Source organism: Rhodoplanes sp. SY1 (assembly GCF_046000175.1).
GTDB lineage: Bacteria > Pseudomonadota > Alphaproteobacteria > Rhizobiales > Xanthobacteraceae > Rhodoplanes.
The window spans coordinates 1-18,373 of record NZ_JBEOMB010000059.1; the positions used below are offsets into that span (position 1 = coordinate 1).

17 protein-coding genes are annotated in these 18,373 nt (G+C 71.4%); 11 read left to right on the plus strand and 6 right to left on the minus strand.

Features of this window, described 5'->3' with window-relative positions; translation table 11 throughout:
• Window positions 1–95: 95 nt before the first annotated feature.
• Window positions 96–1,190, minus strand: coding sequence for an ABC transporter ATP-binding protein (locus ABTU92_RS15935; protein ID WP_408092313.1), 1,095 nt, complete (start codon window positions 1,188–1,190; stop codon window positions 96–98).
• 349 nt (window positions 1,191–1,539) lie between these two features.
• On the opposite strand from ABTU92_RS15935, the gene ABTU92_RS15940 reads away from it, so the two are divergent.
• The 3 genes from ABTU92_RS15940 to bla all read left to right on the plus strand — a co-directional run bounded on the left by ABTU92_RS15940 (window position 1,540) and on the right by bla (window position 3,946).
• On the plus strand, window positions 1,540–2,241 hold the full coding sequence (locus ABTU92_RS15940) for an SDR family NAD(P)-dependent oxidoreductase (protein ID WP_408092315.1): 702 nt from the start codon (window positions 1,540–1,542) through the stop codon (window positions 2,239–2,241).
• 4 nt (window positions 2,242–2,245) lie between these two features.
• Window positions 2,246–3,001: an aspartate/glutamate racemase family protein gene (locus ABTU92_RS15945; RefSeq protein WP_408092317.1), complete on the plus strand. Its 756-nt coding sequence runs from the start codon at window positions 2,246–2,248 to the stop codon at window positions 2,999–3,001.
• A 66-nt stretch (window positions 3,002–3,067) separates the two neighbouring features.
• On the plus strand, window positions 3,068–3,946 hold the full coding sequence (gene bla, locus ABTU92_RS15950) for a class A beta-lactamase (RefSeq protein ID WP_408092319.1): 879 nt from the start codon (window positions 3,068–3,070) through the stop codon (window positions 3,944–3,946).
• A 190-nt stretch (window positions 3,947–4,136) separates the two neighbouring features.
• Here bla and ABTU92_RS15955 read toward each other — a convergent pair whose 3' ends face one another.
• Complete coding sequence (locus tag ABTU92_RS15955) at window positions 4,137–5,648, minus strand: malonate--CoA ligase (RefSeq protein WP_408092321.1); 1,512 nt, start codon at window positions 5,646–5,648, stop codon at window positions 4,137–4,139.
• Window positions 5,649–5,787: 139 nt separating this feature from the next.
• Between ABTU92_RS15955 and ABTU92_RS15960 the strand changes: the two genes are divergently transcribed.
• From ABTU92_RS15960 to ABTU92_RS15975, 4 genes are all read left to right on the plus strand, one after another.
• On the plus strand, window positions 5,788–6,087 hold the full coding sequence (locus ABTU92_RS15960) for a FitA-like ribbon-helix-helix domain-containing protein (RefSeq protein ID WP_408092323.1): 300 nt from the start codon (window positions 5,788–5,790) through the stop codon (window positions 6,085–6,087).
• Window positions 6,088–6,102: 15 nt separating this feature from the next.
• Window positions 6,103–6,537, plus strand: a complete 435-nt coding sequence (locus ABTU92_RS15965) for a type II toxin-antitoxin system VapC family toxin (protein ID WP_408092325.1) — start codon at window positions 6,103–6,105, stop codon at window positions 6,535–6,537.
• Between the two features lie 120 nt (window positions 6,538–6,657).
• Complete coding sequence (locus ABTU92_RS15970) at window positions 6,658–7,176, plus strand: hypothetical protein (RefSeq protein ID WP_408092327.1); 519 nt, start codon at window positions 6,658–6,660, stop codon at window positions 7,174–7,176.
• A 159-nt stretch (window positions 7,177–7,335) separates the two neighbouring features.
• A complete protein-coding gene (locus ABTU92_RS15975; protein ID WP_408092329.1) occupies window positions 7,336–8,739 on the plus strand; it encodes a glycoside hydrolase family 30 protein in 1,404 nt (467 codons plus the stop codon).
• 158 nt (window positions 8,740–8,897) lie between these two features.
• Here ABTU92_RS15975 and ABTU92_RS15980 read toward each other — a convergent pair whose 3' ends face one another.
• The 4 genes from ABTU92_RS15980 to dctP form a co-directional block, all read right to left on the minus strand.
• Window positions 8,898–10,466 carry a malonyl-CoA decarboxylase gene (locus ABTU92_RS15980; RefSeq protein WP_408092331.1) on the minus strand — a complete coding sequence of 523 codons (1,569 nt, stop codon included), beginning with the start codon at window positions 10,464–10,466 and terminating at the stop codon, window positions 8,898–8,900.
• Window positions 10,467–10,853: 387 nt separating this feature from the next.
• Window positions 10,854–12,179: a TRAP transporter large permease gene (locus ABTU92_RS15985; RefSeq protein WP_408092333.1), complete on the minus strand. Its 1,326-nt coding sequence runs from the start codon at window positions 12,177–12,179 to the stop codon at window positions 10,854–10,856.
• Window positions 12,176–12,700: a TRAP transporter small permease gene (locus tag ABTU92_RS15990; protein WP_408092335.1), complete on the minus strand. Its 525-nt coding sequence runs from the start codon at window positions 12,698–12,700 to the stop codon at window positions 12,176–12,178. Before ABTU92_RS15990 ends, ABTU92_RS15985 begins: the two co-directional genes overlap by 4 nt.
• An 85-nt stretch (window positions 12,701–12,785) precedes the next feature.
• Window positions 12,786–13,793 carry a TRAP transporter substrate-binding protein DctP gene (dctP, locus tag ABTU92_RS15995; RefSeq protein WP_408092337.1) on the minus strand — a complete coding sequence of 336 codons (1,008 nt, stop codon included), beginning with the start codon at window positions 13,791–13,793 and terminating at the stop codon, window positions 12,786–12,788.
• 161 nt (window positions 13,794–13,954) lie between these two features.
• On the opposite strand from dctP, the gene ABTU92_RS16000 reads away from it, so the two are divergent.
• From ABTU92_RS16000 to ABTU92_RS16015, 4 genes are all read left to right on the plus strand, one after another.
• On the plus strand, window positions 13,955–14,650 hold the full coding sequence (locus ABTU92_RS16000; RefSeq protein ID WP_408092339.1) for a substrate-binding domain-containing protein: 696 nt from the start codon (window positions 13,955–13,957) through the stop codon (window positions 14,648–14,650).
• Between the two features lie 212 nt (window positions 14,651–14,862).
• Entirely contained in the window at window positions 14,863–16,077 is a 1,215-nt protein-coding gene (locus ABTU92_RS16005) for a CynX/NimT family MFS transporter (protein ID WP_408092341.1), read from the plus strand.
• A gap of 262 nt (window positions 16,078–16,339) precedes the next feature.
• The gene (gene gluQRS / locus ABTU92_RS16010) at window positions 16,340–17,239 is read left to right on the plus strand and encodes a tRNA glutamyl-Q(34) synthetase GluQRS (RefSeq protein WP_408092343.1); all 900 of its coding nucleotides are present in this window, start codon (window positions 16,340–16,342) and stop codon (window positions 17,237–17,239) included.
• 130 nt (window positions 17,240–17,369) lie between these two features.
• The gene (locus ABTU92_RS16015; RefSeq protein ID WP_408092345.1) at window positions 17,370–18,305 is read left to right on the plus strand and encodes an efflux RND transporter periplasmic adaptor subunit; all 936 of its coding nucleotides are present in this window, start codon (window positions 17,370–17,372) and stop codon (window positions 18,303–18,305) included.
• Window positions 18,306–18,373: the final 68 nt, after the last annotated feature.

Genomic DNA, 18,373 nt, shown 5'->3' on the forward strand with positions numbered 1-18,373 from the left:
GGGAGGGCTTTGGCGCGCAGTGCGCGCCGGGGGTGGGGGGAAGCCCAGGCGGACGAGCCTGCTGCTGTCTCGAGGTGTGCTGATCACGTCGACCGTCACTCCGTCAGCACCACGGCGGCGTCGGGGGGGAACGACAGGCGGACCGTGTCGTCCCAGTCGATGCCTTGCTCGGTGCGCCGGCGGGCGTTGGTGACCGAGGCCTTCAGCAGCGTGCCGTCGTCGAGCCGCACCTTGTAGAGCGAGATGTCGCCCAGATAGGCGATGTCGGCCACCTTGGCCGTGACCGTGTTCTCCGGTGACTGACCGGCCGTCGCGGAGGTGGCTGCCCCCGTCGCGACGACGAGCTTCTCCGGGCGCACCGCGAGCGTCACCCGGTCGCCGATGCGGGCCGTCGTCGGTCCGGTCGCCCGGAACCGGCGGCCGCTCGCGTCGGTGATCGTGACGCCGCCGGCGTCGACCGCCTCCACGGTGCCGTCCAGAAAGTTGACGTCGCCGATGAAGCCGGCGACCCAGCGCGAGCGCGGCTGCTCGTAGATCTCGGACGGCGTGCCGACCTGGGCGAGGCGGCCGTGGTTCATCACGCCGATGCGGTCCGCCATGGTCATCGCCTCCTCCTGGTCGTGGGTGACGACCACGAATGTGGTGGCGAGCCGCTCCTGCAGCGCCATCAGCTCGAACTGCGTCTCCTCGCGCAACTTCTTGTCCAAGGCAGCCAGCGGCTCGTCGAGGAGCAGCACCTTCGGGTGCTTGGCGAGCGCGCGGGCGAGTGCGACGCGCTGGCGCTGGCCGCCGGAGAGCTGGTGCGGCTTTCGCCCGCCGAGACCGTCGAGGCGGACGAGGCGCAGCATCTCGGCGATCCGGGCCGCGATCTCGGGTCTCGGCAGCCGGTCCTGCTTCAGCCCGAAGGCGATGTTGCCGGCGACCGAGAGGTGCGGGAACAGCGCGTAGCTCTGGAACATCATGTTGACGGGCCGCCGCCACGGCGGCACCGCGGCGATGTCGTCGCCGGCGAGCAGGATGCGGCCGGTGTCCGGCCGCTCGAAGCCGGCCAGCATGCGCAGCAGCGTGGTCTTGCCGCAGCCCGAGGGGCCGAGCAGGGCGAAGAACTCGCCCTCGCGAATGTCGAGATCGAGATGATCGACCGCCGTCGTGTCGCCGAAGCGGCGCGTCACGTCGTCGAACCGCACCATCGCCCGGTCGCCGAGTCGCGTGGGGCTCGGACGGCGCTCGCCGGGAAGGCGCGCGCCCGGGGGAGGGGAGGCGGTGTCGGGCGGTCGCTCGGTCGGGGCCACGGCTCGGGGCATCGGGGGATCCGCTGCGAGGGGTGTCCTGCTCGGCTGCCTTGATGGGCAGCGGCGGCGCCGCGATCAACCGTAATTTTCGGTCGCGCCGGGCCGGCCCCGCGACCGGGGCGGGGCACCCGCGCGCCGGTGCCGGTGGGCCGCGCCGGGCGGCGGCGCTATCGTCTTGTCCGGGCAGTGATTCGCCGGCGCCTCGCCGGCGTAGTCGGGGCGGTGACAGGTGGCACGCGAGGGCGGAATGGACTTCAGCGGGCGGCACGTGGTGGTGACGGGCGGCACCGGGGCGCTTGGCGTCGGCGTGGTGACGGCCCTGGTCGAGGCGGGGGCGGTCTGCCACGTCCCCTACACGCGCGAGAGCGCCGCCGAGGCGTTCCCGCTGCGCGACCACGAGCGGGTCATCCTCTATGGCGAGCTCAATCTCGGCGAGAGCGAAGATGTCGAGGATCTCTACGAGCGCCTGCCGCCGTTGTGGGCGTCGATCCACCTCGCCGGCGGCTTCGCCTATGGGCCGCTGCGCGATCTCGACGAGGACGTGCTGCACCACCAGGTCGGCGTCAACCTGATCACCTGCGCGCTGTGCTGCCAGGCGGCGCTGCGGGCCTTTTCCCGCGGCCGGAATGGCGGCCGGATCGTCAATGTCGCGGCCCGCCCCGCGCTCGAATGGCGCACCGGCGCCGGCATGGCGATCTACGCGGCCGCCAAGGCCGCCGTCGCGGCGCTGACGGTGGCGCTCGCCGAGGAGGTGGCCAAGGAGGGCGTGCTGGTCAACGCCGTCGCCCCGTCCATCATGGACACCCCGGCGAACCGCCAGGACATGCCCAAGGCCGACCTCTCGGCCTGGCCGAAGGTCGAGGAGGTTGCGGCGACGATCCTGTTCCTCGCCTCGCCCGAGAACCGCGTCACCCGCGGCGCCGTGGTTCCGGTCTACGGCAAGGCGTGAGCCGGTGCGCCGCATCCTGGTGATCAACCCGAACACCTCGGCGCGGATCACGACGATCCTCACGGCGGAGGCGCGGCGCATCGCCGACGACGCGGCCGAGGTCGAAGGCGTCACGGCGCCGTTCGGTGCGGCGTCGATCGAGAGTAGGGCCGAGCTCGCCATCGCCGCCCATGCCGTGCTGGAGGCGATCGCCGCGGCGCCGCCCTGCGATGCCGCGATCGTCGCGGCGTTCGGCGATCCGGGGCTCGACGCCGCGGCAGAGATCGCCCCCATGCCGGTGATCGGCCTCGCGCACGCCGGGCTGCAGGCTTCGGCGGCCGACGGACGCCGCTTCGCCGTCGTCACGCTCGGCCGGCATCTTCGCCCGGAGCTGGAGCGCGCCGCGGTCGCGGCCGGTGTCGCCGACCGGCTGACCTCGATCCGCTTCCTCGACGGCGGGGTGCTGGACCTCGCCCACGATCGCGAGCGGTTCCTGGATGCCATGGTCGCGGCCGCTGCTGCCTGCGTCGCCGAGGAGGGGGCCGAAGCGGTGCTGTTCGGCGGCGCGCCCTTCGCCGGCGTCGGGCGCGACCTCGCCGGCCGTGTCGCGGTGCCGGTGCTCGACGGCTTGACCTGCGCCGTGGAGGCCGCGCTGGCGCTGCCCCGGGCCGCCCCGCCGGTGTCGCCGCCACCGTCGGCCGTCATGAAACCCGGCATCGGCCTGTCGCCGTCGCTCGCCGGCCTGATCCACGCGCTGCTGGCGCGACGCAGCCGCGGCTGACCCGCCGCGTCGCCGCGGTTCCGGCCAAGTTTCGCGCCATCCCGTCCGGGCACGGGAGCTTTGCGCATGATGGATCGACGTCGTTTCGCCGCAGCGGCCGGAGCCGTGGCGCTGGTTGCAGTGGCCGGGCCGTCCGGCCTCGCGGCCGCGCCGGAGCTCGCGGCTCTCGCCGACGACCTCGCCCGCATCGAGCGGGACAGCGGCGGCCGGCTCGGCGTCGCCGTGATCGATACCGCCACGGGTGCGCGGACCGGCCATCGCGCCGACGAGCGTTTCGCGATGTGTAGCACCTTCAAGCTGCTGCTCGCCGCCGCCGTGCTGGCCCGCGTCGACGCCGGCCGCGAGACGCTCGACCGGCGCATCGCGATCGATCCGTCGGCGCTGCTCGACTGGGCGCCGCTCACCAGGCCGAACGCGGGTGGCAGCATGACGGTCGCGGCGCTCGCCGAGGCCGCCATGGTGATGAGCGACAACACCGCGGCCAATCTGCTCCTCGACACGCTCGGCGGACCGCTCGGTCTCACCGCCTGGCTGCGCCTCCTCGGCGATCCGGTGACCCGGCTCGACCGCACCGAGCCGACCCTCAACGAGGCGCGGCACGGCGATCCGCGCGACACGACGACGCCGAGCGCGATGGCGGCCGATATCGAACGGCTGGTGCTGGGAGACGCCTTGTCGCCGGCCTCACGTGATTTGCTAAACGGCTGGCTGGTCGGCAACCGCACCGGCGCCGCGCGGCTGCGCGCCGGGCTGCCGACGGATTTCAAGGTCGGCGAGAAGACTGGCACGGGCGAGCGCGGCGCCACCAACGATGTCGGCCTGTTCTGGCCGCCCGGCCGCAAGCCCGTGATCGTCGCGGTGTACTTGACCGAGACGACCGCGCCCGCCGCCGCGCGCGATGCGACCATCGCAGCCGTGGCGAAAGCGGTGGCGGGAGCGCTCTGACCTCACCTCTCCCCGCGCGCGGGGAGAGGTCGAGCTTCGCGCCATCGGCGCGAAGCTCGGGTGAGGGGGCGTCTCCCGGACGTCGAGCGTTCGCAACTCGCGGAGGCGCCCCCTCATCCGGCTCGCCGCTGCGCGGCGAGCCACCTTCTCCCCGCACGCGGGGAGAAGGACAGGGCGGCGGGCGACTGTATCACCCGTACAGCGCCTTGTTCTGGTCGCGCAGCACGTTCTTCTGGAGCTTGCCCATGGTGTTGCGCGGCAGCTCGTCGACGAACAGCACGCGCTTGGGCAGCTTGAATTTCGCCAGCCGGCTCTCCAGCGCCGTGATCACGTCGCGCTCGGTCAGCGCCGCGCCCGGCGCCTTCACGACGACGGCCGTGACGCCCTCGCCGAAGTCCGGATGCGGGCAGCCGATGACGGCGGACTCGACGACGCCGGGCAGCAGGTCGATCTCGCTCTCGACCTCCTTGGGGTAGACGTTGAAGCCGCCCGAGATGATCAGATCCTTGGCGCGGCCGACGATATGGACATAGCCGCGCGCGTCGATCATGCCGACGTCGCCGGTGATGAAGAAGCCGTCCGGGCGGAACTCCTCGCGGGTCTTCTCCGGCATGCGCCAGTAGCCGGCGAACACGTTCGGTCCCTTCACCTCGATGACGCCGACCTCGCCGGCCGGCAGCACCTCGCCGCTGCCGGGGTTCGCGACCCGCACGTGAATGTCGGGGAGCGGGAAGCCGACCGTGCCGGCGATGCGCTCGCCGTCGTAGGGGTTGGAGGTGTTCATGCCGGTCTCGGTCATCCCGTAGCGCTCCAGGATGGCGTGGCCGGTCTTCGCCTTGAAGGTCTCGTGGGTCTCGGCGAGCAGCGGTGCCGAGCCCGACGTGAACAGCCGCATATGCGCGGTCGCCTCGCGGGTGAGCCCCGGATGCTGGACGAGCCGCACGTAATGGGTCGGCACGCCCATCAACGTGGTGACGCGCGGCAAGAGCGCGATCACCTGGTCGGCGTCGAATTTCTGGAGCCACAGCATGCTGCCGCCCGACAGCATCACGGTCATGGCCGCCGTGAACAGGCCGTGCGTATGGTAGATCGGCAGCGAATGCAGGAGCACGTCGGTGTCGGAGAAGCGCCAGTAACCGACCAGCGTGTCGGCGTTGGAGCCGAGATTGGCGTTGGTCAGCATGGCGCCCTTGGAGCGGCCCGTGGTGCCCGACGTGTAGAGGATGCAGGCGAGATCGTGCCCGGCGCGGCCGACGTCCTCGAACGCCTCCGGCGCGGCCGCCGCGAGGTCGGCGAGCGAGCCGCGGCCGTCGGCGTCGAGCGTGTGGAGGGCGGCGCCGCGCAGGTCGGCGATCGGCTCGAGCCCGTCGCGCTTGGCCGGATCGCAGACGAGAAGGCGCGGCTCGGCATCGGAGACGAAATACTCGACCTCGTGGGTCGTGTAGGCGGTGTTGAGCGGCAGATAGACGGCGCCGGCCCGCATCACCGCGAGGAACAGCATCAGGTTCTCGGGGCTCTTCTCCACCTGCACGGCGACCCGGTCGCCCGGCTTCACGCCGAGCCCGACGAGCGCGTTGGCGAGCCGGCCCGTCCGCGCCAGCATGTCGCCATAGGTGATCCGCGCCCCTTCGGGCGTCTCGATCAGGGTCTTGCCCTGCGACGGGATGCGGCTGCGGAGGAGGGCGAACAGGCTTCCGGACATGGGTGTTTCCAGGCTCGATTTCAGGGTTCTTGGTGGGGTGGCCGGGCGACGATGAAAACTGTCGGCGCCCCTGGCGATCGGTCCCGATGGTCGACGACCCTATTTTCGCCGCCGCACGGGGGTCAAGGGCGGGGGCACGGTGGCGTTCCTCTTTGCGCGGCGATATGATATCTTTGATATCAGCATGGAGGCTGCGATGCCCGATCTGTTGATCCGGGACCTCGATCCCGGCTTGAGGCGACAGCTCGAGGAGCGTGCGAAGGCGCATGGCCGGAGCCTCTCCGACGAAGCGAAGAGCCTGATTCGCCGCAGCCTCGCCGTGCCGATGGAGGACGGGCTGGGGACCAGGCTGTTCTCTCTGCTGCCGGACTCGGCGCGCGGCGACGACCTCGTCTTCGACGTGCGGGGCGGCGGCGTCGAGCCTCCCGATTTCTCGTAGGGCGGCGCCTGCCGCATGATCATTCTCGACACCAGTGTCGTCTCCGAGGCATTTCGTCCGCGCCCGAGCGAGGCCGTCCGGCGATGGCTCGACGCTCAGCGATCGACGGATCTCTGGCTGTGCGCGCCGGTGCTCGCCGAGCTGCGCTTCGGGGTCGAGCTCCTGCAGCCCGGGCAGCGCCGCGCCGATCTCGACCGAGCGATCACGGCGGCCGAGCGGGATCTGTTCGGTGGGCGCGTGTTGTCCTTCGACCGCGATTGCGCCCACGTGTTCGGGCGGATCGTCGCCGCGCGCCGCAGTCTCGGCCGGACGATCGCCGCCATGGACGCGGCGATCGCCGCGATCGCGCTCACCCACCGGATGGCGGTCGCGACGCGCGACGTCGCGGATTTTTCCGATCTCGGGCTGGAGCTAATCAATCCGTTCGAGCATCATTCGGGTATGGCCTGACGCGCTTATCGCCGGGGCCGTGCCGCGCGCCGGACACGTCGCCTCACCCTACGAAAGCCGGCCGTGCCGATCCCTTGCTTTTGTGGATAAGCTGGTTTCGGGGTTTTCGAGAGGCGGCCCATGGCGCGCGGCGGGGGACATCGGCGTCACGACGGCGACGGCCGGTCCGGCGATTTCGACGACGACGGCCCGGCGATCCGCGACCTCCTCGCCGGCGCCCTGCAGGCGCGCTCGGCGCCCGTGCAGGCCGAGGCGGCCGTGCTGGGCGCGCTCGCGCTGGCGCCCGACAGTGTCGAGGCGCGGCTCGCCGCCTATCGGTTCTACTTCTACAACCATCGCCTCGCCGAGGCGCTGCCGCATGCGGATGCGATCGTCGTGGCGATGGCGCGGCGCCTGAACGTGGCGACCGACTGGCGGCTGGTCGGTGCCGACGACGCGCCGTTCGGGGCGTTGGACGAGGCGCCGAGCCTCTATCTGCAGGCGCTGCTCGCCTGGGGCTATGCGAGCCTGCGGACCGGCGCGACCGACGACGGCGTCGCGGCGCTGGAGAAGGTCGTCGCGCTCGATCCGGCCGACCGCTTCGGGGCGCGCCGCGTGCTCGCCGTCGTCCACGCGCGGGCACACGACGACGAGGCGTGACGCCGGCCCGGCGGTTCCGTCCATAGAAGCACGAACTCCCCGTAAACCCGGACCGGTGTATCGTGATGCCGGCCGGTCTCGCCGGCCCGACCGGCCTCTCGCCGGCCCACCGAAGAGTCCGACGTGGCGCGTCGAGGGTGCGCCGCAGGGCGCACGACAATGATCACCATCGACGCGACCACCACCGACGGGACCGCGACAAAGGCGCTCCGGCTCGGCGTGGAGGCGTGGACCACGCATCCCGATCGCACGCGGCTGCTGCACCGGCGGTCCCTCCGCGAGGCCGGCGATCCGCCCGATGCGGGCCTCGTGATCGCGGTGCGCCCCGCCGCGCGTCATCAGACCATGGACGGCTTCGGCTTCGCGCTGACGGGCGGCAGTGCCGAACTGATCGCCGGGTTGCCGGCGGCGCGGCGCAGCGCGCTGCTGAGCGAGCTGTTCTCCGTCGACGGAGGCGGCGCCGGCATCGGCCTGCTGCGTCTGAGCATCGGCCCCTCCGATCTGAGCCGTGCCGTGTTCGCCTACGACGATCCCCCGCCCGGCGCTGCCGACCCGGCGCATGGCCATTTCGACCTCGACGCCGGCGACGTCCATGTCGTCCCGGTGCTGAAAGAGATTCTCGCCGTCCGGCCGGATCTGAAGCTCCTCGCGACGCCGTGGTCGGCGCCGCCGTGGATGAAGACCAACGAGAGCTTCGTGGCCGGAGCGCTGAAGCCCGAGTGCCACGGCATCTACGCGGCCTATCTGGTCGCGTACCTCGCGGCGATGCGGGCGCGCGGCATCACCATCCACGCGATGACGCCGCAGAACGAGCCGCTGAACATCAAGAACGAGCCCAGCATGACGATGACGGCGGCCGAGCAGGCCGCCTTCGTCGGGGGCCATCTCGGGCCGACCCTGCGGGCGGCCGGCTTCGGCGACGTCGCGCTGCTCTGCTACGACCACAACTGCGACCTGCCGGCCTATCCGATCGCCGTGCTGGCCGATCCGCGCGCGCGTCCGTTCATCAGCGGCGTCGCGTGGCATCTCTACGCCGGGGCGCCCGAGGTGCTCTCCGAGGTCGCGGCGCTCTATCCCGACATGGCGATGTGGATCACCGAGCAGTGGGTCGGCGCCGACGGAACCTTCGGTCCGGACCTCGCCTGGCATGTCCGCAACGTGCTGATCGGCGCCATTCGCAACGGCGCCTGCGCCGTGCTCGAATGGAATCTCGCCGGCGATCCGGCGCACGGTCCGCACACGCCGCGGGGCTGCGGCGAATGCATCGGCGCGCTGACCATCGATGGGCCGGCCGTCGTCGCCCGCAACGTCTCGTATTACGTGATCGCGCACCTGGCGCGATTCGTCCCGCCTGGATCGGTGCGGATCTTTTCCACCGCGCTCGACATATTGCCGAACGTCGCCTTCGCCACGCCGGACGGCCGGATCGTGCTGCTGGTCCTCAATGACGGTGGCGCGCCCACGCGCTTCGCCCTGACGTGCGAAGGCCGCACCGTCACGGATACGCTCCCCCCCGGCGCCGTCGCCAGCTACGTGTGGCCGGCCGTCCGCGTAGCGGTGTAGCGTTGTAGGGTGGGCAAAGCCGCGCCGCAGGCGCGGCGTGCCCACGCCGTCTCACGCCGGCGGCCGTCTCACGCCGGCGGTCGTCTCACGCCGGCGTCGGTCGGCGTGGGCACGGCGCGTTCCGCGCCTTTGCCCACCCTACGATGCCGAGATCCTGATCAGGTTGTCGAGGGCTCCACCGTCTTCTCCGGCTGCGGCTTGGCGGCCGGCGCCGCTGTCGCGGCCGCGCCGTCACTCGTGGTCGCGGTCTCCGCAACCGGCGCGCCGTCGTTCGCCGGCTTCGGCAGCGCCTTCGGATCGACGGCCTTCGCGTCGGCCTTGGCGTCGCCCTTCTTGTCCGCCTTGGCGGCGTCGGCCTTCTTGTCGCCGCCGATCAGCTTGGTCGGGACGAGGGCGCGCGGCGCCTTGGCGAGCTTCTTCACGGCGTTCGCCGCGATCACGGTGCGGCTCTCGGCATAGGCCTCGTGGTTCTGCTCGATGTCGCCGAGATCGTAGAGATAGTTGACCATCAGGCCGTAGGACTGGGCGCGGCCGCGGGCCGAGAGATCGGCCGGCCAGTCGAGCCGCTCCAGCCGCGCGCCGTTGCCGAGATGGAAGCGGGCGACCGAGTCGACCGGGCGGCCCCGCCGGTCGCGGCCGTTCATGTAGTAGTTGGCGGCGGCCCGCATCATCGGGTCGCGCAGCTCCTCCAGCGTCGCCTTGTTCTCCCACCAGCCATCCTCGTCGAGGCGGGCCAGCGCGATGCGGTCGGCCTCGCTCAGCAGCGACGCCTCGGCGGCGCGCTCGCGCTTCAGCCAGGCGGCGAAGTTCGGCGCCGGCGACAGCGTCACGAAGGTGGTGAGCCGCGGGAAGTCGCGCGAGATGTCGGCGACCACCTGCTTGATCAGGAAGCTGCCGAAGGAGACGCTGGCGAGCCCGCGCTGGCAGTTGGAGATCGAGTAGAACACCGCCGTGGTCGCCCGCTCGGGGTCGATCGGCTCGCGCTCGGTCGCCAGGATCGGGCCGATGGCGCCGGGGATCTCGCGGGTCAGCGCCACCTCGACGAAGATCAGCGGGTCGTCGACCAGGGCCGGATGGAAGAAGGCGTAGCAGCGCCGGTCGGGCGGATCGATGCGGGCGCGCAGATCGTTCCAGTCGCGGATCTCGTGCACGGCCTCGTAGCGGATGATCCGCTCCAGCACGACGGCCGGCGTCGACCAGTCGATGCGGCGGAGCACGAGAAAGCCGCGGTTGAACCACGAGGCGAACAGGTGACGGAAGTCGGCGTCGATCGGCTCGAGGTCGCCCCGGCGCGTCATCGCGGCGAGCAGGTGCTCGCGCATGCGCACCAGCGCGGCGGTGCCGTGCGGGGCGAGGTTGAGGCGGCGGAACAGCTCCTGCCGGCGCGGCTCGGCGGCGATGTGCAGGACATGCGCGGCGGCGTCGCTCGGGTCGGCCCGGAACGCCTCCATGGCCTTGTCGAGCCGCACGCGGTCCGGCCCGAAGCGGGTCGCCAGCGCCTCGAAGAAGGCGATGCGCGGCCCGGTCTTCAGCTCCTCGTAGCGCTGCAGGATTTCTCGCGCCAGCGCCGTGCCGGAGGCTTCGCCGCGGCCGGTGAGCAGCGATTCGCACAGATCCGCGAGGCTCTCGGAGTGGACCTGGCCGGGCGGCTCGCGCCGGCGGTCGAGCAGCCCGCGGCCGCGCTCGCTGATCGTCTGCAACAGCTCGCCGAAGAACGACGTGTTCATCTGCCTCGTCCTGTTGGCCGCGGGACGGCACTCGAACCGCGGCATCCCCGGGCGACCGGAGGCGGACGACCGGGGGCTGATGTCCGTGCCGCAGCATAGCAAGAACGCCCGCCCGGATCACCCCGCGCCGCGGCACGACTGTGTCGCGCGCCGGCGCGGAACCGTCACGGAGAGGACATGATGTGCGCGTCGGGCGTGGTTCGGATTCGGGCTTCGGATATGCTCGGCGTGTCCCGGACAAGGCCCGTCAGGCTGTAGGCTGACGGGCCGCAGAGCCGGGACCCAGGGGCGTCTCGCACAGCGTCGGCGTGAGCGCCGCACCCGGTCGCCCTGGGTCCCGGGTCGCGGCGTGAGCGCCGCGCCCGGGACACGAGGCTTCGTGTTCCCTCACCGGCCTCCCGTCGCCGGGCCCATCAGGGTGTCGGGCAGCCAGGTGGCGATCTCGGGGAAGACGCAGAGGATCACCAGCGCCAGGATCATGGCGCCGACATAGGGGATCGAGCCGAGCAGCACGGTGCGGGTCGGCACGTCGGGCGCGATGGCGTTGACGACGAACAAATTGAGCCCGACCGGTGGGGTGATCAGGCCGATCTCCAGGTTGATGGTGACGATGACGCCGAACCACACCGGATCGAACCCGGCATTGGTGATGATCGGAAGGAGGATCGGGCTGGTCATCAGGATGATGCCGGCCGGCGGGATGAAGCAGCCGGCGACCAGCAGGAACAGGTTGATCAGCCCCATCAGCACCCAGCGGTTGACGTTCGCGTCGGCGATCGCCTGGGCGAGCGTCTGGGTGATGTAGAGCGAGCTCAGCATGTAGCCGAACAGCACGGCGGTGCCGATGATCATCAGGATCATGACGGATTCGCGCGTCGTCTCGCGCAGGATCCGCCACCACGCCGTCGGGCTCCACATGCGATAGATCGTGACGGCGAGCACGACGCACAGCGCGGCGCCGACGCCGGCCGCCTCCGAGGGCGTCGCGATGCCGCCGTAGAGCACGACCATCACGCCGACCACGATGGCGAGGAACGGCGCCACCTTGGGGATCGAGGAGAGCTTCTCGGCCCAGGTGTAGCGGAAGTCCGGCGCGTAGGCGCGGAAGCCCTTCCACCAGATGTAGAAGATGGTCCACGCCATGAACAGGCCGGTGAGCATGAGGCCCGGCATCACGCCGGCCAGGAACAGGCGGCCGATCGAGGTCTCGGTGGCGATGCCGTAGAGGATGAAGGTGATGGACGGCGGAATCAGGATGCCGAGCGTGCCGCCGGCGCAGATCGAGCCGGTCGCGATCTCGCCCGGATAGCCGCGCTTGCGCATCTCCGGGATGCCCATCTTGCCGATCGCCGCGCAGGTGGCGGGCGACGAGCCGGTGAGGGCGGCGAACAGCGCGCAGGCGCCGAGATTGGAGACGACGAGCCCACCCGGCACCCGGTAGAGCCAGCGGTCGAGCGCGACATAGAGGTCGCGTCCCGCCGGCGAGGATCCGATCGCCGCGCCCATCATGATGAACATCGGGATCGACACGAGCGTGAAGTCGTGCAGGCCCGAATAGAGCGTCTCGGCGACCACGCCGAGCGAGTCGGCGCCCTGGAACAGCACCAGGAACACGATCGACACGATCCCGAGCGCGAAGGCGACGGGCGCGCCGGTGAGCAGCACCAGGATGGTGACGACGAGGACGAGGACGCCCTGCACGGCCGGGCTCATATGCCGCCCTCCAGCGGCGCCTCGAGCCCGAACGGCCGCGCCCGCCCGGTGATCAGCTCGGCGAGGTCGGCGACGTATTGCAGCGTCAGCATGCCGAGCCCGATCGGCATCGCCGCATAGGGGATCCACAGGCGGACCCGCCACATGGATTCGGACACCCAGCGGTTCTCCCAGGCCTCCATCCAGAACATCGCGGTGAGCACCGTCGCGGTCGCCGCGAAGGCGAGCGACAGCACCGCCGCGACGATCGCGAGCCAGTACCTGCCGGTCTCGCCGAGCGCCAGCGGCAGCACGTCGACGGCGACGTGGCCGCGCGTCATCAGCACATAGGGGGCGCCGACGAAGGTCGCGCCGACCAGGCTGAAGGTGACGAAGTCGGTCTGCCAGATGGTGTTCTGGTTGAGCACGAAGCGAACGAACACCATCTGGCACACCACCACCACGGCCGTGGCGGTGAGCGCGGCCGCGACGATGCCGCAGACGAGCGAGAGGCCGCGCACGGCCCTGATCGCGATATCCATGACAGTCCCCCGGGACGCGCGTCCCGTCCCCTTGGCGGGGTCGGCCGGCATCGCGGAGCGGCGCCGGCCGACCGCTCGCGCCGCCTCACTTCACCGCGAGCGCCTGGTCGATCAGCGCCTTGCCGTCCGGCACCTCGCCGGCGAACTCCTTGTAGGAGCTCTCCTGGGCGACCTTGATCCAGGCGTCGTACTCGGCCGGCGTGAGGGTGACGACCTCGACATTGTTCTTCTTGAAGGTCTCGATCATCTGCTCGTCGAGCTTGCGGCTGGCGTCGTCGAAGAACGTCTCGGCCTTCTTGCCGGCGGCGAGCAGCGCCTCCTGCTGCGGCTTGGTCAGCCGGTTGAAGCTCTTCTTCGACATCAGCACCGGCTCGTACATGAACCACAGCGCGTTCTCGCCCGGCGCCGTGACGCATTTCACCTGCTCGTAGAGGCGGAACGAGACGAAGCTGCCGGTCGAGGTGTCGGTCGCCTCGGCGACGCCGGTCTGCAGCGCGTTGTAGACCTCGTTGCTCGGGATCGAGACGATCGAGCCGCCGGCCTTCTGCCACATCGCGGCGAAGGTCGGCCCGGCCGAGCGCACCTTCACGCCCTGCATGTCCTCCGGCTTGCGGATGCAGCCCTTCTTGGAGGCGACCGCGCCGGCGAGCCAGGCGTCGGCCAGCACGATCACGCCGGCCTTGTCGATCTTGGCGCGGATCTCCTTCATGAAGGGCGAGTCGTTGAGCCGCTGCGCGCGCTCGTGGCTGCGCACCAGGCCGGGCATCAGGGTGGCGCCGAAGGCCCGCACCTTGCCGCTCGCGTAGTCGAGCGGGAACGATGTGATGTCGAGCTGGCCGTTGACGATCGCGTTCCACTGGTCGTTCGGCTTGAACAGCGAGGCGCCGGGGAAGACCTGGATCTCGAGCCCGACATTGGCGGCCTTGGCCTCGCGGGCGATGATCTGCACCATCTCGTCGCGGGCGTCGCCCTTGCCGCCGGGGAACTGGTGCGAGGCGCGCAGCGTCACCTGCGCCGACGCCGCGTTCGACAGGGCCATGACGGGCGCGACGGCGAGAACGCCCGCCAGCGCGAGGCTGCGGTACCACTCCATTGCATTCCTCCCGGACCGTTATTTTTTGTCGTCGTGTTCGAAACGCGTGTATGGAACGGCATGCCGGGACGCTTGTCAAAGCGGGCGGGCAGGAGACGTCGCGGCCCCGACGGAGCGCCGGCGCGGAATGGTATGTCGAGACGGGCGGCGGGGAGGGACACATGGCCGAGCGGGGGACGGTGGTGCGGGTGCTCTCCACCCGGGCGACGCGCGGCGTGCTGGAGGCGCTGGTGCCGGGCTTCACCCGGGCCACCGGGATCGCCGCGGCGATCGACTACGGCGCCACCAACGAGCTGATGCCGCGCATCGTCGCCGGCGAGGCGGCCGACCTCGTGCTCTTGTCGCGCGCCGCCATGGACCGGCTCGTCGCCGACCGGGTCGTTGTGCCGGAGAGCCGCACCGACATCGCCCGCTCGCTTGTCGGCATGGCCGTGAAGGCCGGGGCGCCGCATCCGGACATCTCCACGGTCGATGCGCTGGTCGCGACCCTGCGCGCCGCCCGCGCCGTCGCCCTGTCGAAGACGGGCGCGAGCGGCCTGCATTTCGCCCGCGTGCTGGAGCGGCTCGGGATCGCCCGGGAGATGGCCGCCAAGACGATCGTGCGCGACGGCTTCACGGCCGAGCGCGCCGTCTCGGGCGAGGCCGACCTCGCCGTCCAACAGATGAGCGAGCTCCTGGCCGTGAAGGGCATCGAGCTGGTCGGCCCGCTGCCCGAGGCCGTTCAGGAGGTGTCGTGGTTCTCCGGCGGCATCCTGGCCCGCGCCGAGAACCCCGAGGGCGCCCGCGCCCTGCTCGCCCACCTGGTCGCCCCGGAGGCGAGGGCCGCGCTCGAGGCGAGCGGGCTGTCGGCGTTGTGATGCAGTGGACGAGTGGCCGTTCTTCCCTCTCCCCTCGCGGGAGAGGGTGGTTTGGACCGAAGGTCCGAGACGGGTGAGGGGGCCCTCCACTTGCTCGGAACTCGCGGCTCGCCCCCTCACCCGCCCGAGCTTCGCTCGGGCAACTTCTCCCGCGAGGGGAGAGGGACCGTCACCGACACCATCCTTTCCATGACAACCCGAAAGAAGGGCCGATGAGGGCTCCACCATCCAGCATCGAAGCGCCCGGGCTCGGGCATCTGGTCACGGCCGTCGCGCTCTTGTGGCTCGCCGGCACCGGGCTGCGCATGACGATTCTCGCCGTGCCGCCCGTCATCCCGATGATCCGCGACGACCTCGCGCTGTCGGCGACCGAGGTCGGCATCCTCACCGGCATCCCGTCGGTGCTGTTCGCGCTCGCCGCCATCCCGGGCTCGCTGCTGATCGCCCGCTTCGGTGCGCTGACGACGCTGCTGGTCGGGCTGCTGGCGACCGCCGCCGGCTCGGCGCTGCGCGGCGTCGCGCCCGATATCTGGCTCCTGTACGGCGCGACCGTGGTCACCGGCTTCGGCGTCGCCGTGATGCAGCCGTCGCTGCCGCCGCTGGTGCGCGCCTGGCTGCCCGACCGCATCGGCTTCGGCACCGCCGTCTATGCCAACGGGCTCCTGGTCGGCGAGGTCGCCGCGGTGGCGATCACGCTGCCAGTCATGGTGCCGCTCGCCGGCGGCTGGCGCGGCAGCTTCCTGGCCTGGGCGGTGCCCTGCGTCGCCATCGCGCTGCTGATCGCCGTCATGGCGCCGCGCCGGCGCGCCGACGCCGCGACCGTGGTGTCGAACCGCAAATGGTGGCCCGATTGGAAGAGCGGCCTCCTGTGGCGGATCGGCATCATGTTCGGCACCGTCAACGCCATGTACTTCACCACCAACGCCTTCATCCCGGAGGTCTTGACCCGCACCGGCCGCCCCGACCTGATCAGCCTGACGCTGACCGTGCTGAACGTCGGCCAGATCCCGGCCTCGCTGATCCTGCTCGCCGTCGCCGGCCGGCTGGTCCGCAAGGTGTGGCCCTATGTGGCGTGCGGGCTCGTGTCCTTCGTGGCGCTGCTCGGCCTGATGTTCGGCTCGCCCGCCGTGATCGTGATCTCGTCGATCGTCATCGGCTTCTGCGACGCGACCGTGCTGATCCTGATCTTCGCGCTGCCGACGATCCTGGCGCGGCCCGACGACGTCCACCGCCTCGCCGCCGGCATGTTCACGATCAGCTACTCCTGCGCCGTGATCACGCCGATTCTCTCCGGCCTCGCCTGGGATCTGTCTGGCGAGCCGCTCGCCGCCTTCGTGCCGATCCTGATCGGCGCCCTCCTCCTCGCCGCGCTGGCCCCGAGCGTCACGGGCATCCGGCATCATGGCGAGGCGGAGGGAAGGGGCTGAGGGTGGTGATGGCGGTGCCTTCGCGACAGGTCAGCAAGTCGATCATGACTCCGAGTGCGTGGCTCACCCCCCTCCCCAGCCCTCCCCCACAAGGGGGGAGGGAGCAGGCTGCGGTCTGTCGCCGGCCGGTCACCATGGGCGATCCGCCCTTGTGCGATCACGAGGAGGTCGCGCCTCCAGCGTTCCCTCCCCCCTTGTGCGGGAGGGACAGGGAGGGGGGTAGCCGCAAGCGCTCGATTCAGTTGGGGTCGGGACCGCACCCGTGACCCAGATCTTCCGCTTCGCGCCGAGCCCGAACGGGCTCCTGCATCTCGGCCACGCCGCCTCGGCGCTGCTCAATGCCGCGCGGGCGCGCGAGACCGGCGGGCGGCTTCTGCTGCGCATCGAGGACATCGACGTCTCGCGCTGCCGGCCCGAGTTCGAGGCCGCGATCTACGAGGACCTCGCCTGGCTCGGGCTCGCCTGGGAGACGCCGGTGCGCCGCCAGTCCGAGCATTTTGCCGATTATCGCGCGGCGCTGCAAAAGCTCGATGCGATGGGCGTGCTCTATCCGGCCTTCGAGAGCCGCGCCGAGATCGCCCGCCTGGTCGCGGAACGCGACGCCGCCGCGCGCGAGGAGACCGGGCCGTGGCCGCGCGATCCCGACGGCGCGCCGCTCTATCCGGGGGACGCCAAGCACATGCCGGCGGCCGAGCGCGCCGCCCGGCTCGCGGCGGGCGCGCCGCACGTTCTGCGGCTCGATCTCGAAGCAGCCCTCGCGGCGCTGGGGCCGCGAGCGAAAGCCCTCGCCTGGGAGGAGCGCGGCGCCGGCCCGGCCGGCGAGACCGGCACGGTCGCGGCGCGGCCGGACGCGTGGGGCGACGTCGTCGTCGCGCGAAAGGACGTGCCGGCGAGCTACCACCTCGCCGTCGTCGTCGACGACGCCGTGCAGGGCGTCACCGAGGTGGTGCGCGGCCGCGACCTCTTTTCCGCGACGTCGGTCCACCGCGTCCTGCAGGCGCTGCTCGGCCTGCCGGCCCCCGTCTATCGCCACCACGGGCTGGTGCTGGACGCCGACGGCCACAAGCTGTCGAAGTCGACCGGGGCCACGGGCCTGCGGGCACAGCGCGCCGCCGGCCAGACGCCGGCCGACATCCGCCGACTGATCGAGCCGGTCGTCTGATCGAACGAGCGCCGATCGAACCGAACGACCTTTTGAACCCGTCGGCGCCGCCGCGCACCCTTGATCGGAGGGGCGGCGCGTGCAGGAATGGCGCAATTGTCGCCCCTCGGCGGAGCATGACGAGGCGAACATGACTTTCCAGCACGACCTCCATCGTCGACCTCCCGGTCCGTCGCGGCTCTCTGGTCCGGCCGGTCGCCGTCGGGTGGCCTGCGCCACGGTCCTCTGTCTCGTCGCCGTCGGTCTCTCGGCACCAATCCCGGTGCAGGCCGCCCAGGAGCAGGCCGGCATGTCGGTCTCGGTGATGCGGGCGAAGCGCGCCTGCTTCGCCGACACGGTGCGGGTCGCCGGCACCGTGGTAGCGCGCGAGGAATCCCAGGTCCGTCCCGACATCGAGGGCGTCCGCGTCTCCCAGATCCTGGTCGAGAACGGCGATCTCGTCAGCTCCGGCCAGGTGTTGGCGCGGCTCGCCAAGATCGAGGGCATGAACGCGCCCGCGGCGGCCTTCGTCATCCAGGCGCCGGTCGCCGGCGTGGTCGGCCGCACCATGACGCAGGTCGGCGCCATGGTGTCGACCCAAGGCCCGCCGATGTTCCTGATCATCGCCGGCGGCGAGATCGAGCTGCAGGCCGACATTCCGTCCACGCGAATGGGCAAGATCGCGGTCGGCCAGCCGGCCAAGATCGACGTCACCGGGCTCGGCACCGTCATGGGCCGGGTGCGGGCGGTGTCGCCCGAGATCAACCCGCAGACCCAGGCGGGCCAAGCCCGCATCACGCTCGGCGACGACCGCCGCATCAAGATCGGCACCTTCGCGCGGGCGACCGTGGAGGTCGGGTCGAGCTGCGGCACCAGCGTGCCCCTGTCGGCGGTCCTGTTCGGCCCGCTCGGCGCTGTCGTCCAGGTGGTGCGCGACAACCGGGTCGAGACGCGGCCGGTGCAGCTCGGCCTCATGTCGGGCGGCGACGTCGAGATCCGCCAGGGCGTCGCCGACGGCGACATGGTGGTCCGCCGCGCCGGCACCTTCCTGCGCGAAGGCGACCGCGTCCGCGCCGTCCAGGAGTGAGGCGGCGCGCGTCCAGCGCCGCCGGAGGCTCTCAAAACCGCACCGCATATCTTAACCTCTCCCCGCGT